The sequence below is a fragment of the Streptomyces sp. NPDC001980 genome, assembly GCF_040296885.1.
Classification (GTDB): domain Bacteria; phylum Actinomycetota; class Actinomycetes; order Streptomycetales; family Streptomycetaceae; genus Streptomyces.
Map to the genome: position 1 here is coordinate 65,688 of NZ_JBEOYD010000034.1, position 15,560 is coordinate 81,247.

General features: G+C 68.4%; 15 protein-coding genes and 1 riboswitch. Of the genes, 12 read left to right on the plus strand and 3 right to left on the minus strand.

Annotation, left to right across the window (positions count from 1 at the left end):
* Window positions 1-120 precede the first annotated feature (120 nt).
* From ctaC to ABT137_RS37770, 4 genes are all read left to right on the plus strand, one after another.
* On the plus strand, window positions 121-1,083 hold the full coding sequence (ctaC, locus tag ABT137_RS37755) for an aa3-type cytochrome oxidase subunit II (protein WP_351715855.1): 963 nt from the start codon (window positions 121-123) through the stop codon (window positions 1,081-1,083).
* Window positions 1,080-2,813, plus strand: coding sequence for an aa3-type cytochrome oxidase subunit I (gene ctaD / locus ABT137_RS37760; protein ID WP_351715856.1), 1,734 nt, complete (start codon window positions 1,080-1,082; stop codon window positions 2,811-2,813). The genes ctaC and ctaD overlap by 4 nt, the downstream gene beginning before the upstream one ends.
* On the plus strand, window positions 2,810-3,208 hold the full coding sequence (locus ABT137_RS37765) for a cytochrome c oxidase subunit 4 (protein WP_093503960.1): 399 nt from the start codon (window positions 2,810-2,812) through the stop codon (window positions 3,206-3,208). The genes ctaD and ABT137_RS37765 overlap by 4 nt, the downstream gene beginning before the upstream one ends.
* A 152-nt stretch (window positions 3,209-3,360) precedes the next feature.
* Complete coding sequence (locus ABT137_RS37770) at window positions 3,361-4,623, plus strand: L,D-transpeptidase (RefSeq protein ID WP_351715858.1); 1,263 nt, start codon at window positions 3,361-3,363, stop codon at window positions 4,621-4,623.
* A gap of 122 nt (window positions 4,624-4,745) precedes the next feature.
* Here ABT137_RS37770 and ABT137_RS37775 read toward each other — a convergent pair whose 3' ends face one another.
* Window positions 4,746-5,147 carry a response regulator gene (locus tag ABT137_RS37775; RefSeq protein ID WP_351715860.1) on the minus strand — a complete coding sequence of 134 codons (402 nt, stop codon included), beginning with the start codon at window positions 5,145-5,147 and terminating at the stop codon, window positions 4,746-4,748.
* A 178-nt stretch (window positions 5,148-5,325) separates the two neighbouring features.
* Here ABT137_RS37775 and ctaE point away from each other — a divergent pair, with 178 nt between their 5' ends.
* From ctaE to ABT137_RS37805, 6 genes are all read left to right on the plus strand, one after another.
* Window positions 5,326-5,946, plus strand: coding sequence for an aa3-type cytochrome oxidase subunit III (ctaE, locus tag ABT137_RS37780; RefSeq protein WP_123977821.1), 621 nt, complete (start codon window positions 5,326-5,328; stop codon window positions 5,944-5,946).
* Between the two features lie 77 nt (window positions 5,947-6,023).
* Window positions 6,024-6,836, plus strand: coding sequence for a cytochrome bc1 complex diheme cytochrome c subunit (gene qcrC / locus ABT137_RS37785; RefSeq protein WP_351715862.1), 813 nt, complete (start codon window positions 6,024-6,026; stop codon window positions 6,834-6,836).
* Entirely contained in the window at window positions 6,833-7,891 is a 1,059-nt protein-coding gene (gene qcrA / locus ABT137_RS37790; protein WP_351715864.1) for a cytochrome bc1 complex Rieske iron-sulfur subunit, read from the plus strand. Before qcrC ends, qcrA begins: the two co-directional genes overlap by 4 nt.
* The gene (gene qcrB / locus ABT137_RS37795) at window positions 7,888-9,525 is read left to right on the plus strand and encodes a cytochrome bc1 complex cytochrome b subunit (RefSeq protein WP_351715866.1); all 1,638 of its coding nucleotides are present in this window, start codon (window positions 7,888-7,890) and stop codon (window positions 9,523-9,525) included. The genes qcrA and qcrB overlap by 4 nt, the downstream gene beginning before the upstream one ends.
* A 132-nt stretch (window positions 9,526-9,657) precedes the next feature.
* Entirely contained in the window at window positions 9,658-10,722 is a 1,065-nt protein-coding gene (gene trpD / locus ABT137_RS37800) for an anthranilate phosphoribosyltransferase (protein WP_351715868.1), read from the plus strand.
* Window positions 10,723-10,907: 185 nt separating this feature from the next.
* A riboswitch (SAM riboswitch) is annotated at window positions 10,908-11,024 on the plus strand.
* 181 nt (window positions 11,025-11,205) lie between these two features.
* Entirely contained in the window at window positions 11,206-12,570 is a 1,365-nt protein-coding gene (locus ABT137_RS37805) for an aminotransferase class V-fold PLP-dependent enzyme (protein ID WP_351715870.1), read from the plus strand.
* 35 nt (window positions 12,571-12,605) lie between these two features.
* On the opposite strand, the gene ABT137_RS37810 is transcribed toward ABT137_RS37805, so the two are convergent.
* Window positions 12,606-12,887, minus strand: a complete 282-nt coding sequence (locus ABT137_RS37810; protein WP_351715872.1) for an Lrp/AsnC family transcriptional regulator — start codon at window positions 12,885-12,887, stop codon at window positions 12,606-12,608.
* Complete coding sequence (locus ABT137_RS37815; protein ID WP_351715874.1) at window positions 12,884-13,678, minus strand: rhomboid family intramembrane serine protease; 795 nt, start codon at window positions 13,676-13,678, stop codon at window positions 12,884-12,886. Before ABT137_RS37815 ends, ABT137_RS37810 begins: the two co-directional genes overlap by 4 nt.
* A 153-nt stretch (window positions 13,679-13,831) precedes the next feature.
* On the opposite strand from ABT137_RS37815, the gene ABT137_RS37820 reads away from it, so the two are divergent.
* Complete coding sequence (locus ABT137_RS37820) at window positions 13,832-14,071, plus strand: hypothetical protein (RefSeq protein WP_009309707.1); 240 nt, start codon at window positions 13,832-13,834, stop codon at window positions 14,069-14,071.
* 40 nt (window positions 14,072-14,111) lie between these two features.
* Window positions 14,112-15,455, plus strand: coding sequence for an NYN domain-containing protein (locus ABT137_RS37825; protein WP_351715876.1), 1,344 nt, complete (start codon window positions 14,112-14,114; stop codon window positions 15,453-15,455).
* The last annotated feature ends 105 nt before the right edge of the window (window positions 15,456-15,560 follow it).

The window sequence follows — 15,560 nt, forward strand, 5'->3', positions numbered from 1 at the left end:
GGGCGTCGGCTAGGGTTTGGTCCGCATAAACATCCAAACCCCTGCCCGACGCAGGGCGGCGACCGACCAGCGAGAAGGCCGCAGCCGACCGCGCGGGCGAGACTCTCGGGAAGGCGCTACGTGAGTCCCAACGGCTCCGACCGCTCGCCGCGGCGCCCGATGCGGCGGAAGCTGCTGCAGGCAATGACCGCGGGCCTGGTCCTGGCATCCGCTACCGGATGCACATACAAGGACTTCCCCCGCCTTGGTATGCCCACCCCGACCACGGAAGAGGCTCCGCGGATCCTCTCCCTGTGGCAGGGCTCCTGGGCCGCCGCGCTCGCCGTCGGCGTGCTGGTGTGGGGTCTGATCATCTGGAGCGCCATCTTCCACCGGCGCAGCCGCACCAAGATCGAGGTCCCGGCCCAGACCCGGTACAACATGCCGATCGAGGCCCTGTACACGGTGGTGCCGCTCATCATCGTCTCGGTGCTGTTCTACTTCACGGCGCGCGACGAGACGAAGCTGCTCAGCCTCACCGACAAGAAGCCGGACGTCACGGTCAACGTCGTCGGCTTCCAGTGGAGCTGGGGCTTCAACTACATCACGCCCGTCGACGGTGTCACCGGCGACGCGAAGACCGACAAGAACCTGGACGCCATTCCGACCCGGTTCAAGGACGCGTTCCCGGCCAACGCCGGCGGTGTCTACGACGTCGGTACGCCGGGCACGAAGAACCCGCAGACCGGCAACCCCGGTCCGACGCTCTGGCTCCCCAAGGGTGAGACCGTCCGCTTCGTCCTCACCTCGCGTGACGTCATCCACTCCTTCTGGGTGGTCCCGTTCCTGATGAAGATGGACGTCATCCCGGGTCACACCAACGCGTTCCAGGTGACTCCGAACCAGGAGGGCACCTTCCTCGGCAAGTGTGCCGAGCTCTGCGGCGTCGACCACTCCCGGATGCTGTTCAACGTGAAGGTCGTCTCGCCCGAGCGCTACCAGCAGCACCTCAAGGACCTCGCCAAGAAGGGGCAGACCGGTTACATTCCCGCCGGCATCGCGCAGACGAGCCACGAGAAGAACCGGGAGACGAACAACCTGTGAGCATCCTCAACGAACCCCAGGGTGCCGCGGCAGCTGAGGGCTCTTACGCAGATGAGCTGCCGGTCAGGCGCAAGCAGCCCGGCAACGTGGTCGTCAAGTGGCTCACCACCACCGACCACAAGACCATCGGAACGCTGTATCTGGTCACGTCGTTCGCGTTCTTCCTGATCGGCGGTGTGATGGCGCTGCTGATGCGCGCCGAGCTCGCTCGCCCCGGTCTGCAGATCATGTCGAACGAGCAGTTCAACCAGGCGTTCACGATGCACGGCACGATCATGCTGCTGATGTTCGCGACGCCGCTGTTCGCCGGCTTCACGAACTGGATCATGCCGCTCCAGATCGGTGCTCCCGACGTCGCCTTCCCGCGGCTGAACATGTTCGCCTACTGGCTCTACCTGTTCGGCTCGACCATCGCGGTCGGCGGCTTCCTCACCCCGCAGGGAGCCGCGGACTTCGGCTGGTTCGCCTACTCGCCGCTGTCGGACGCGGTCCGCTCGCCGGGCATCGGCGCCGACATGTGGATCATGGGTCTGGCCTTCTCCGGCTTCGGCACCATCCTCGGTGCGGTCAACTTCATCACCACGATCATCTGCATGCGTGCACCCGGCATGACGATGTTCCGCATGCCGATCTTCGTGTGGAACGTGCTGCTGACCGCCGTCCTGGTCCTGCTCGCCTTCCCCGTCCTCGCCGCCGCGCTGTTCGCGCTGGAGGCGGATCGGAAATTCGGGGCACATGTCTTCGACGCGGCAAACGGCGGGGCACTGCTCTGGCAACACCTCTTCTGGTTCTTCGGACACCCAGAGGTGTACATCATCGCCCTGCCGTTCTTCGGCATCATCTCCGAGGTCATCCCGGTCTTCTCCCGCAAGCCGATGTTCGGCTACATGGGTCTGGTGGCCGCGACCATCTCGATCGCCGGTCTGTCCGTGACCGTGTGGGCGCACCACATGTACGTCACCGGCGGTGTGCTGCTGCCGTTCTTCTCCTTCATGACCTTCCTGATCGCGGTCCCGACCGGTGTGAAGTTCTTCAACTGGATCGGCACCATGTGGAAGGGCTCGTTGTCCTTCGAGACCCCGATGCTCTGGGCGACCGGCTTCCTGATCACCTTCACCTTCGGTGGTCTGACCGGTGTCATCCTGGCCTCGCCGCCGATGGACTTCCACGTCTCCGACTCGTACTTCGTCGTGGCCCACTTCCACTACGTGGTCTTCGGTACGGTCGTCTTCGCGATGTTCTCCGGCTTCCACTTCTGGTGGCCGAAGATGACGGGCAAGATGCTCGACGAGCGCCTCGGGAAGATCACCTTCTGGACGCTGTTCATCGGCTTCCACGGCACCTTCCTCGTCCAGCACTGGCTCGGTGCCGAGGGCATGCCGCGTCGTTACGCCGACTACCTGGCGGCGGACGGCTTCACCACCCTGAACACGATCTCGTCGATCAGCTCCTTCCTGCTCGGCCTGTCGATCCTGCCGTTCCTCTACAACGTGTGGAAGACGGCCAAGTACGGCAAGCCGGTGGGCGTCGACGACCCGTGGGGCTACGGTCGTTCGCTGGAGTGGGCGACCTCCTGCCCGCCGCCGCGGCACAACTTCGTCACCCTGCCGCGGATCCGCAGCGAATCGCCGGCCTTCGACCTGCACCACCCTGAGATCGCCGCCCTGGAGCAGCTGGAGCACGGCCACGCCGTCGCCGCTGTCGCGGGCAGCAAGGAGGCCGGCAAGTGAAGATCCAGGGCCGCATGTTCGTGTGGCTGAGTGTCTTCGTCCTCGTCATCGCGATCGTCTATGGCGTGTGGTCGAAGGAACCGGCCGGTACCACGGCACTCTTCCTGGCCTTCGGCCTGTGCATCATGATCGGCTTCTACCTGGGCTTCACCGCCTCGCGCGTCGACGCGGGTGCCCAGGACAACAAGGAGGCCGACGTCGCCGACGAGGCCGGCGAGATCGGCTTCTTCAGCCCGCACAGCTGGCAGCCGCTCGCCCTCGGCGTCGGCGGCGCGCTGGCCTTCCTCGGTGTCGCGGTCGGCTGGTGGCTGCTGTACTTCTCGGCACCCATCATCATGATCGGCCTTTTCGGCTGGGTGTTCGAGTACTACCGCGGTGAGAACCGCACCCAGTAGGCACGCGCCGAACGCAGCAGGAGCCCGGATCCTCCGTCAGGAGAGTCCGGGCTCCTGCCGTTTCCGGCCCGTTCGCGCCTTCGGCGCAGCGTCGGTCCCCCGTCCGGGCTAACTGCCGCGCCGGTCCGGAAAACATCTCATAGCGTGACAGTATGAGTCACTCTCCGTGCGCCCGTACCGTCGTCAGCTGCACCCTGCTGGTGATCGCCCTCGGCGCGGGCGTCACCGCCTGCGGTTCGGACGGCAACCCCCTCGCGGACAAGCCGTACGACGCGGCGGACCAGATCTCCTTCAACACCCCCACCGGGACGGGGAAGCGGGCCGACCCGGACAAGCCCCTGGAGGTCGTCGCCAAGAGCGACGAGGACCGCATCACGGACGTCACGGCCCAGGACGCCACCGGGCGCTTCGTGGCGGGCGAACTCGACGCCGACGGCCGCCGCTGGCACAGCACCTCCCCGCTGGCCGCCAACGCCCACTACACGGTCCAGGTCAGTACCGAGGACCGGGACGGCGCGCCCGGCCGCAAGATCCTCACCTTCGACACCAGCACGCCCACCACCCGGCAGGCGCTGAAGGTCACCTTCGGCCCCAAGGCGGGCGAGTACGGCGTGGGCCAGCCGGTCACCGCCCAACTCGACCACGGGATCAAGGACAAGGCCCAGCGCGCCATCGTCGAGCGCGCCCTCAGGGTCGACTCCGTCCCGGCCGTGGAGGGCTCCTGGTACTGGGTGAGCGACAAGGAACTCCACTACCGGCCCAAGGACTACTGGCCCACCCACGCCACCATCCAGGTGCACAGCAACCTGGACGGCGTCAGGATCAGCGACCGCCTGTGGGGCGGCGCGGCCAAACCCCTCAAGCTCACCACGGGCGACAAGCTCCTCGCCGTCACGGACGCCGGCGCCCACCAGATGACGGTCTACAAGGACGACAAGGAGATCAACCAGATCCCCATCACCACCGGCAAACCGGGCTTCGAGACCCGCAACGGCGTCAAGGTCGTCCTGGAGAAGCAGTACTTCGTACGCATGCGCGGCACCACGGTCGGCATCGCCGAGGGCACCTCGGACTCGTACGACCTCCCGGTCTACTACGCCACCCGGGTCACCTGGTCGGGCGAGTACGTGCACGCCGCGCCCTGGTCGGTGGGGTCCCAGGGCTACGCGAACGTCAGCCACGGCTGCACCGGCATGAACACCTCGAACGCCGAGTGGTTCTTCGACACCTTCCACCCGGGCGACCTGGTGAAGGTCGTCAACTCCAACGGCAAGACGATGGAGAACTTCGGCAACGGCTTCGGCGACTGGAACCTCGCCTGGAAGGACTGGCGCAAGGGCAGCGCCCTCACCAACGGCACCCCGGACGGCCCGAGGCCGGAGGACGCGGTACGTCTGCAGCCGACGTCAGTGTGAGAAACCAGGGGCGCGGGGCCGTATCCGATATGCGGCTGCCGCCGCGTGGGCGCGACCAGCCACCCACGACCGGCACTCGCGCACCGACCGGCACTCGCGCACGTACCGCGCCCCGCCCCCTCCTAGGCGCTCTGCAGCCTCTTCTGCCGCAACAAGGACGCCAGGGCCCCCGCGAACTCCACCGGCTCCACAGGCAGCGTCACAGCCGCGTCCGCCCGGCTCCACGTGGCGAGCCACGCATCCTGCGGCCGCCCGATCAGCACCAGCACCGGCGGGCAGTTGAACACCTCGTCCTTGATCTGCCGGCACACCCCCATGCCCCCCAGCGGCACCGCCTCGCCGTCCAGGACGCACACGTCGATCCCGCCCTTGTCCAGCTCGGCGATGACCGCCTCGGGCGTCGCGCACTCCACGAACTCTACGAACGGCACATCGGGAGCCGGCCGCCGGCCGGCGGCCAGCCGTACCTGCTCGCGGGTGTTGGAGTCGTCGCTGTAGACCAGCACCGTGGCGGTCGGCTGCATTGTTCCTCCGAGACGTCAGCGTCGTACGGACAGGACCGATGGGCCGGATGCTACTCCCCTGAACACCTCGTCAACACCTGTTGGAACACCGCTTCGATGGGCCATCCGGGCACTACACAGGGGGCGGACACTCCGAACGGCACCCCCCGGAGTGAGCGCGAGATAAGCGACCGACATAATGTCGGTCGTGGCGACAGCAACGACAGTAGAAACCGGGCACGCGCACCCGTCGGTCAACAGGCCGAACCTCACCAGCGTCGGAACCATCATCTGGCTGAGTTCCGAGCTGATGTTCTTCGCGGCCCTCTTCGCGATGTACTTCACCCTGCGATCGGTGACCGGCGAGGCTCACTGGAAGGAGATGGCGAGTCATCTCAACATCCCCTTCTCGGCGACCAACACCACGATCCTGGTGCTCTCCTCCCTCACCTGCCAGCTCGGCGTGTTCGCCGCCGAGCGCGGGGACGTGAAGAAGCTCCGGGGCTGGTTCATCGTCACCTTCATCATGGGTGCGATCTTCATCGGCGGTCAGATCTACGAGTACACGAGCCTGGTCAAGGAGGACGGGATCTCCCTCTCCTCCGACCCGTACGGTTCGGTGTTCTACCTGACCACCGGTTTCCACGGCATGCACGTGACGGGCGGCCTCATCGCCTTCCTGTTCGTCCTGGGGCGCACCTACGCGGCGAAGAGGTTCACGCACGAGCAGGCGACCGCGGCCATCGTCGTGTCCTACTACTGGCACTTCGTCGACGTCGTCTGGATCGGCCTCTTCGCCACGATCTACCTGATCAAGTAGCCGGGCCGGCACCACGCGCCGTAGAAGCGCACTTTCCAGAAGCATCGACGCAGAAGATCCTGACACCGGGGTAATCCGTGAAAAAGCTCTCCGCACGACGACGCCATCCGCTGGCGGCGGTCGTCGTCCTACTCCTCGCGCTGGCATGCACAGGGGGGCTGTACGCCGCGTTCGCACCCGCGGGCAAGGCGCAGGCCGATGAAACATCCCAGTCCCTGACCATCGAGGAGGGCAAGAAGCTCTACTCGGTCGGTTGCGCCAGCTGCCACGGCACCGGCGGTCAGGGTTCGTCCGACGGCCCCAGCCTGGTGGGCGTGGGCGCCGCGGCCGTCGACTTCCAGGTCGGCACCGGCCGTATGCCGGCCGCCACCTCGCAGGGCCCGCAGGTCGTCGCGAAGAAGAACATCTACACCCAGGCCCAGATCGACCAGCTCGCGGCGTACATCGCCTCGCTGGGCGCCGGTCCCGAGGTCCCGACCTCGGAGCAGTACGGCCCGGACGGTGCCGACATCGCCAAGGGTGGCGAGCTCTTCCGCACCAACTGCGCGCAGTGCCACAACTTCGTGGGCTCGGGTGGTGCGCTGACCAAGGGCAAGTTCGCCCCGAGCCTTGAGGGTGTCGACCCGAAGCACATCTACGAGGCCATGCAGACGGGCCCGCAGAACATGCCGTCCTTCCCCGACACCACGCTGACGGAGAAGAACAAGAAGGACATCATCGCGTACCTGAACGCGGTCAACAGCAGCAACACGGAGAACCCCGGCGGTCTCAACCTGGGCGGCCTCGGGCCGGTCAGTGAGGGTCTGTTCGCCTGGATCTTCGGTCTCGGTGCACTGATCGCGGTCGCCGTCTGGGTCGCCGCTCGGACCGCAAAGGCCAAGAAGTCATGAGTAGCCAAGACATTCCAGAAGAGAACCTGCCTGCTGAGCAGGACCACGCGCACGGCGCTGTGAGCGTCGCGGACGAGAAGGACCCCTTCTCGGACCCGGGTCTGCCGCCCCACGAGCACCGGATCCAGGACATCGACGAGCGGGCCGCCAAGCGGTCCGAGCGCGTCGTGGCCATGCTGTTCACGGTGTCGATGCTGGCCACCGTCGGCTTCATCGCCTCCTATGTGACGATCCCCAAAGACAAGTCGATCTTCGTCTTCCCGATCGGTCACATCAGCGCGCTGAACTTCGCCCTGGGCCTGACCCTCGGCGCGGCGCTGTTCTGCATCGGCGCGGGCGCGGTCCACTGGGCCCGCACCCTGATGTCCGACGTGGAGGTCGCCGACGAGCGGCACGCCATCTCGGCCCCGCCGGAGGTCAAGGCCAAGGTCCTGGCCGACTTCAAGCAGGGCGCGAAGGAGTCGGCGATCGGCCGGCGCAAGCTGATCCGCACCACGATGTTCGGCGCGCTGACCCTGGTCCCGCTCTCCGGCGTCGTGCTGCTGCGCGACCTCGGCCCGCTGCCCGGCACCTCGCTGCGCCACACGGTGTGGTCGAAGGGCAAGCTGCTCGTCAACATGAACACCAACGAGCCGCTGCGTCCCTCCGACGTCGCCGTCGGCTCGCTGACCTTCGCCAAGCCCGAGGGCGTCGAGGAGTCCCAGGAGGACTTCCAGAACGTGATGGCGAAGGCGGCCCTGATGATCATCCGGCTGCAGCCGGACAACATCAAGGACAAGCGCGAGCTGGAGTGGTCCCACGAGGGCATCGTGGCCTACTCGAAGATCTGCACCCACGTGGGCTGCCCGATCTCGCTGTACGAGCAGCAGACCCACCACGTGCTCTGCCCGTGCCACCAGTCCACCTTCGACCTCTCCGACGGAGCCCGAGTGATCTTCGGCCCGGCCGGCCACGCCCTGCCGCAGCTGCGCATCGGCGTGAGCGAGGAGGGCTACCTCCAGGCGCTCGGCGACTTCGACGAGCCCGTCGGTCCTGCCTTCTGGGAGCGCGGATGAGCACTACAGAGAACACCGAGTCCCGCGAACGCGGGACGGCGCCGGCCGGCGAGCGTGTCGCCGACTGGGCCGACGGACGGCTCGGGATCTACTCCCTGGCCAAGTCCAACATGCGCAAGATCTTCCCCGACCACTGGTCGTTCATGTTGGGCGAAGTGTGCCTGTACAGCTTCATCATCATCATCCTGACGGGTGTGTATCTGACGCTGTTCTTCCACCCGTCGATGAACGAGGTGGTGTACCACGGCAGCTACGTCCCGCTCCAGGGACAGCTGATGTCCGAGGCGTTCAGCTCGACCCTGCACATCTCCTTCGACGTGCGCGGTGGTCTGCTCATCCGGCAGATCCACCACTGGGCCGCGCTGATCTTCCTCGCCGGCATGTTCGTGCACATGATGCGCGTGTTCTTCACCGGCGCGTTCCGCAAGCCGCGTGAGATCAACTGGCTGTTCGGCTTCCTGCTGTTCGTCCTGGGCATGTTCACCGGCTTCACCGGTTACTCGCTCCCGGACGACCTGCTCTCCGGCACCGGTGTCCGCTTCACCGAGGGCGCCATCCTGTCGATGCCGATCGTCGGCACGTACATCTCGTACTTCCTCTTCGGCGGCGAGTTCCCCGGCCACGACTTCGTGGGGCGGTTCTACTCGATCCACATCCTGCTGCTGCCGGGCATCATGCTCGGCCTGGTGGTGGGCCACCTGATCCTGGTCTTCTACCACAAGCACACGCAGTTCGCGGGTCCCGGAAAGTCCGAGAAGAACGTCGTCGGCATGCCGCTGCTGCCGGTCTACATGGCCAAGGCCGGAGGCTTCTTCTTCCTGGTCTTCGGTGTCATCGCGGCCATCGCGGCGACCACCCAGATCAACCCGATCTGGGCCATGGGCCCCTACCGTCCGGACCAGGTGTCCACCGGCGCCCAGCCCGACTGGTACATGGGCTTCGCCGAGGGTCTGATCCGTTACATGCCGGGCTGGGAGATCAACTTCTGGGGCCACACCCTGGTCCTGGGCGTCTTCATCCCGCTGGTCCTGTTCGGTCTGGTGCTGGGCGCGATCGCGCTCTACCCGTTCATCGAGTCCTGGGTCACCGGCGACAAGAGCGAGCACCACATCCTGGACCGCCCGCGCAACGCCCCGACCCGTACCGGGTTCGGTGTCGCCTGGGTGACCGTGTACATGATCGGCCTGATCGGTGGTGGCAACGACCTCATCGCCACCCACTTCCATCTGTCGATCAACGACGTGACCTGGTTCGTCCGGATCTTCTTCTTCGCCGGACCGGTGATCGCGTTCCTCGTCACCAAGCGGATCTGCCTCGGCCTGCAGCGCCGGGACCGCGAGAAGGTGCTGCACGGTCGCGAGACCGGCATCATCAAGCGGCTGCCACACGGTGAGTTCATCGAGGTCCACGAGCCGCTCTCGCAGGAGCAGCTGCACACCCTCACGGCGCACCACCAGTACGAGCCGGCCCAGGTCGGCCCGGCGGTCGACGAGAACGGTGTCGAGCGCAAGATCAAGGGCTCCGAGAAGCTCCGCGCCAAGCTGAGCAACGCCTACTACGGCGAGGACAACCAGATCCCGAAGCCGACTGTCGAGGAGTACAAGGAGATCACGAGCGGCCACGGCCACCACTGATCCACCGCGTCGCCACGCCACAGCCGAAGGGCCCCCGTCCGGTGTACGGACGGGGGCCCTTCGCCGTGCTCGGAGCTGGATAGGGTAGGCCTGAGAACCTCTGTTGCCCGTACGACGATCAGGAGCGGCTTTATGAGCGCTGTGACCCCCGCTGGAGGCGACACCGCGGCGGGCCGTTCCTGGCCCGAGGTACTGAACGCGCTGCTGTACGGCCAGGACCAGAGCGCGGACGCGACGGCCTGGGCGATGGACCAGATCATGCGCGGCCAGGCGACCGACGCCCAGATCGCCGGCTTCGTCGTCGCCCTGCGGGCCAAGGGCGAGACGGTCGACGAGATCAACGGCCTGGTCCGCACGATGTACGCGCACGCCAACGTCATCGAGGTGCCGGGCCGCACGGTCGACATCGTCGGCACCGGCGGCGACGGCGCCAAGACGGTGAACATCTCCACGATGTCGGCGCTCGTGGTGGCCGGCACCGGCGCGAAGGTCGTCAAGCACGGCAACCGGGCCGCGTCCTCCGCGTCCGGGGCCTCCGACGTCCTGGAGAAGCTCGGCGTCAACCTCGACCTGACCCCGCAGCGGGTCGCCGAGGTCGCCGAGGAGGCCGGCATCACCTTCTGCTTCGCCATCAAGTTCCACCCGGCGCTGCGCCACGCGGGTGCCGCGCGCGGCCAGCTGGGCATCCGCACGGTCTTCAACATCCTCGGCCCGCTGACCAACCCCGCGCAGGTGCGCGCCCAGGCGGTCGGCGTCGCGGACCCGCGGATGGCCCCGGTCGTCGCGGGCGTCTTCGCGGAGCGCGGCAACTCCTCCCTCGTCTTCCGCGGCGACGACGGCCTCGACGAACTGACGACGACCGCGACGTCCCACGTCTGGATCGTCCGCGACGGCAAGGTCACGGAGGAGACCTTCGACCCCCGTGACGTCGGCATCGGTCTGGTCCCCGTGGAAGCGCTGCGGGGCGGCGACCCGTCGTACAACGCGGAGGTCGCCCGCAGGCTGCTGGACGGCGAGCAGGGGCCGGTACGGGACGCGGTGCTGCTGAACTCGGCGGCGGCCCTGGTGGCCCTGGACCCGGGCACGGGCACCCTGGCGGAGCAACTCCGCGCCGGCATGGACAAGGCGGCGGAGTCGATCGACTCGGGCGCCGCCAAGCGGGCCCTTGAGCGCTGGGCGGCGGCGACGAACAGGTAGGGGCGGGCGCGGTCAGGGGGCTGAGGCGCGGTACGGCACCTCCCCCACTGCCTCAAGGGCGTGGGGGACCCCAGCCGCGCCGTCGCGGCTGGTCGCCGCTGCGGCGGAGAAAGGGGAAACACCCCCGTCCCGTCATCCGGACAGGAGTTGCGCGGCCGCGATCACTTCACCTACGTTTCTTCCCAGGTCATGAGTGACAGTCATGAGGCCCCGGCCGACTGTCCGGCAACCCTCCGTCCGTGGCGGGGTGCCCCGGGTGAAGACCAGGCCGTAGGCAGCGAGGTCTACGGCAAGCGCGGACCCCTCGGACACCAGGGGTCCTGGTCGTCGAGGAGTCTCCCGTGAGCAAGCGAATGCGATAGGGCCGCAGAGCCCCGCCTCCGCATCCCTTTGCATCCCCTTTTTCTCTTTCTCCGTGCTGGAGCCGCGGTCGTCCGCGCGCTCGCGCGGTGATTCCGCCTCGCCTCTCACGGGAGTTCCGCCATGTCCGTCTCCACCGTTGCCTCCGCCCAGTCCGTTTGTGCCCCCTTGCCCGTTCTGGGGCGGGATGTCACCGTCCCGCTCGTCACCGGCGGCGAGGTCACCTACGCCGCCCTCGACTACGCGGCCAGCGCCCCCGCCCTCCAGCGGGTCTGGGACGACGTGGCGGCGTACGCGCCCTACTACGGCAGCGTCCACCGCGGCGCCGGCTACCTCTCCCAGCTCTCCACGGACCTCTTCGAGAACGCCCGCCGGACCGTCGCAGAGTTCCTCGACTGCCGCCCCGACGACCAGCTGGTCTTCACCCGTTCGACGACGGACTCCCTGAACCTCCTGGCCCGTGCTCTCCCCGCCGACTGCCAGGTCTTCGTCTTCGAGACCGAGCACCACGCCTCCCTGCTGCCGTGGCAGGACGCCCGCGTCACCTACCTCAACGCGCCCCGCACCCCGCGGCAGGCCGTCGAGACCCTGGAGCGCGCCCTCGCCGACCGGGACCCGTACGGCCCGGCCCTGGTCTGCGTCACCGGCGCGTCCAACGTCACCGGCGAGCTGTGGCCGGTACGGGAGCTCGCGGCCGCCGCGCACGCGCACGGCGCCCGGATCGTCCTGGACGCCGCCCAGCTGGCCCCGCACCACCCCGTCTCCGTCCGGGACCTGGACGTCGACTGGGTCGCCTTCTCCGGCCACAAGCTGTACGCCCCCTTCGGCTCCGGCGTCCTGGCCGGCCGCGCCGACTGGCTGCAGGCGGCCGAGCCGTACCTCGCGGGCGGCGGCGCCAGCCGCAAGGTCACCCGGCGCGAGGACGGGGGAGTGGCCGTGGAGTGGCACGAGAGCGCGGCGCGGCACGAGGCGGGCTCCCCGAACGTCATCGGCGCCTACTCCATCGCCTCCGCCTGCAAGGCGCTCACCGAGGCCGGATTCGACACACTGGTCACCCGCGAGCAGCACCTGGTCGAGAAGGTGCGGGCCGGGCTGGCCGAGATCCCGGAGGTCCGGGTCCTCTCCCTCTTCGGCGACGACGCCCCGCGCGTCGGCGTGATCAGCTTCGTGGTGGACGGCTGGAACAGCTCGCACTTCGCCGCCGCCCTCTCCGCCGATTACGGCATCGGCGTCCGCGACGGCCTCTTCTGCGCCCACCCGCTGGTCAGGACCCTGCTGGGCTCCGACCCGCAGACCCAGGGCGAGTGCGGGGCACCGGAGGCGGCACCGGGCGAGAAGTCCCTCAACGCCATCCGCGTGAGCTTCGGCGCGGGGACGCCGGACGAGCACGTCGAGCGTTTCGTGACGGCGGTACGGGAACTGGTGACCGACGGCGCGAAGTGGTCGTACCGCACGGAGGACGGCCGCTGCGTCCCGGCGGTGAGCTGACTTGCCTGAAAGGGGCGCTCCGGTGAGCGCCCCTTCTAGTTGTCCAGCCCGATCGCGAACGCCGCCTCCAGGTCGTGCTGGGAGTACGTGCGGAACGCGACGTGCGTGTCCGTGCCCTCCACGCCCTGGATCTTGCTGATCCGGCCCGGGATCACCTCGGCCAGGTCCTCGTGCTCGCGCACCCGGACCATGGCGATCAGGTCGTACGTACCGGTGACGGAGAAGACCTCGCTGACGCTCTCCAGTGCGGCGATCTGTTCCGCGATCTCGGGGATCCGGTCCACGCTGGTCTTGATGAGGACGATCGCGGTGATCACGGCTGGTTCTCTCCCTCGGGTGCCGGAGCTGGGGCGCTTCTCACTTTAGTCGCCCGCCCGTCGCCCACCACCGCCCTTCCGGGGCCGCGCTTCGCGCCTTTCCTTTTTCCGTACCGGACCCACGCGTAGCCGAACCCGAGTCCGAAGCCGACCAGGTGGGCGAGGTAGGCCACGCCGGGGCCGGAGGGGGCCTGGTTCAGGGCCAGCCACTGGAGGGCCGCCCAGAACGGGAGGACCACCCAGGCCGGGAAGCGGAGCGGGAGGAAGAAGAGGAAGGGGAGGAGACTGGTCACGCGGGCGTTGGGGAACAGGTACAGGAACGCTCCGAGGACCGCCGAGATCGCCCCGGACGCGCCTACCAGCGACTGCGGGGACGTGGCGTTGGCGACCGCGTAGCCGAGCAGCGCGAGATAGCCGCAGCCGATGTAGAAGAGGGTGAACTCCACGCGGCCCATCCGTTCCTCGGTCATCGCCCCGAAGACGAAGAGGAAGAGCATGTTGCCGAGCAGGTGCACCCAGCTGCCGTGGATGAACAGCGCCGTGGCCGGGGTGAGCGCCTCCCGTGCCGGACCGTCGAACAGGTCGGCGGGCACCACCCCCCAGTGCCGGAAATACGCCCGCTGGGCGGTCGCCAGGGCCTCTCCGGTGCCGTAGGACGGGGTGAAGCCGGAGGCGGGGCCGAGTACGAAGATCAGGCAGCACACGGCGATCAGGGTGTACGTCATGGGCGCGGACGTGCCCCGCAGGCTCCGCCGGGTCCGGGCCGCCGTCGTGTTCCAGTTGCCGATCATGGACATAGAGCATGGCGTAACCGGACGCAGTGGTGCAGATCGCCTCGCCGCCATGGAGAGGGCGGCGTCGAGTACCCGCCAGGCCGTAGGGTTACGAGCCACACGCGTCCGGACGGCGCGTCACGGACACTAGAAGGAAGCGAACAAGCCACGATGACGGTTCCCCTGCCGACCGCCACGACGCGGTGGCGCTGCACCCTCTGCGGCAACCTCACCCGCTTCGACGTGACCCGCTCGTCGAAGGTGGTCGAGTACGTCCACCTCGACCTTGCCGGTGAGCCGAAGGTCGAGGAGCGCGAGGTGGTCAGTGAGACCATCGAGTCGGTGCGCTGCCGCTGGTGCAACGCGGTGGACCAGGTGGAACTCGTGGACAGGCCGGGCGCCGACTCCTGAGACCGGGAGCCGGCCCCGTACAGGTGATGGGGTGTGACGGATGGTGGAGACCACAGGCGGGGGGCCGGGCGACGGCACCGCCGAGGTGCTTGACCGTCCGTTGCCCGACGGTGTGCGACGGCGTGTCGTACAGATCGTGTCGGACGGGTTCGGCGGGCTGACCGTCGCCGAACTGCCCGCACAGCTGCGACAGTACGCCCGCTTTGCCCCGAATCGCCGGGCCAAGTTCGCGGGGAACGCGATGGCGGCCGCGCTGGAGACGGACACCCTCTTCCGGCAGCGGATCGGGGAGAAGCTGAGAGAGGCCCAGCCGGAACTGGCCGGCGCCCTGGACTCCGGCTCCCCGCCCCCGGCCGCGGACCCGCTCGACGTGGCGGCCGCGGCCTATGTGCTGCGCCCCACGGGCTGGGTGAAGCTCGTGGCGGCGGCCGGCGAGGAGGCCCAGCGGGCCGACGCCGAGCGGGCCGACGAGGAGAGCCGGGCCGAACTGGAGCGGCTGCGCGAGGAACTGGACCGGGCCCGGGAGCTGACCCGGTCCGAGACGGAGCGGCTGCGCGCCGAGCTGGACGCGGCCAAGAGGGAAGCGGAATCGCTTCATCGCAAGCTGCGGGCCGCGCTGAGCGACGTGAAGCGCGGCGAGGCGGCGCTGCGCAAGCTGCAGGCCGAGATGGAGGCGGGGCGGGCCGAGGGGCAGTCCCTGGTGTCCGCCGCGGAGAGCGAGAGCCGGCGGCTCAAGGCCCGGCTCGGCGAGGCCGAGGCGGCCCTGGAGGCCAGCCGCCGGGCCGCCCGGGAGGGGCGCAGCGTCGAGGACATGCGGCTGCGGCTGCTGCTCGACACCGTCCTCGACGCGGCCCAGGGGCTGCGCCGGGAGCTTGCCCTGCCGCCGGTCTCGGTGCGGCCCGCCGAGACCGTGGACGCGGTCGAACCGGGACGAATGACCCCGAAGGACATCGCGGCGCGCGCACTGTCCGAGCACGACCCGGCGATCCTCAACCAGCTGCTCGCCCTGCCCCAGGCGCACTTGGTCGTCGACGGCTACAACGTGACCAAGACCGGCTATCCGCAGATGCCGCTGGAGAAGCAGCGGCTGCGGCTGCTCGGCCAGCTCTCCCAGCTCGCCGCCCAGACCGGCGCCGAGGTCACCTGTGTCTTCGACGGCGCCGAGCTGGCCGCGCCGGTGCTGCTCGCCCCGCCGCGCGGGGTCCGCGTCCTCTTCTCCAAGCCCGGTGTCACCGCCGACGAGTTGATCCGCCAGCTGGTGCGCGCCGAGCCGCCGGGCCGTCCGGTGATCGTCGCCTCGACCGATCGCGAGGTCGCCGACGGGGTCGCGAAGGCGGGGGCCCGTCCGGTCGCTTCTGCGATGCTTCTGAAGCGACTGTCCTGAACGTGCAACCCGCATATGCAATGCCCGAATTGACCGAACCGTCACGCAACGTAGCGTCAATCGTGCATTACTGCTCGTGAGTTATGTGCAAAGAGTGCGTTGCGT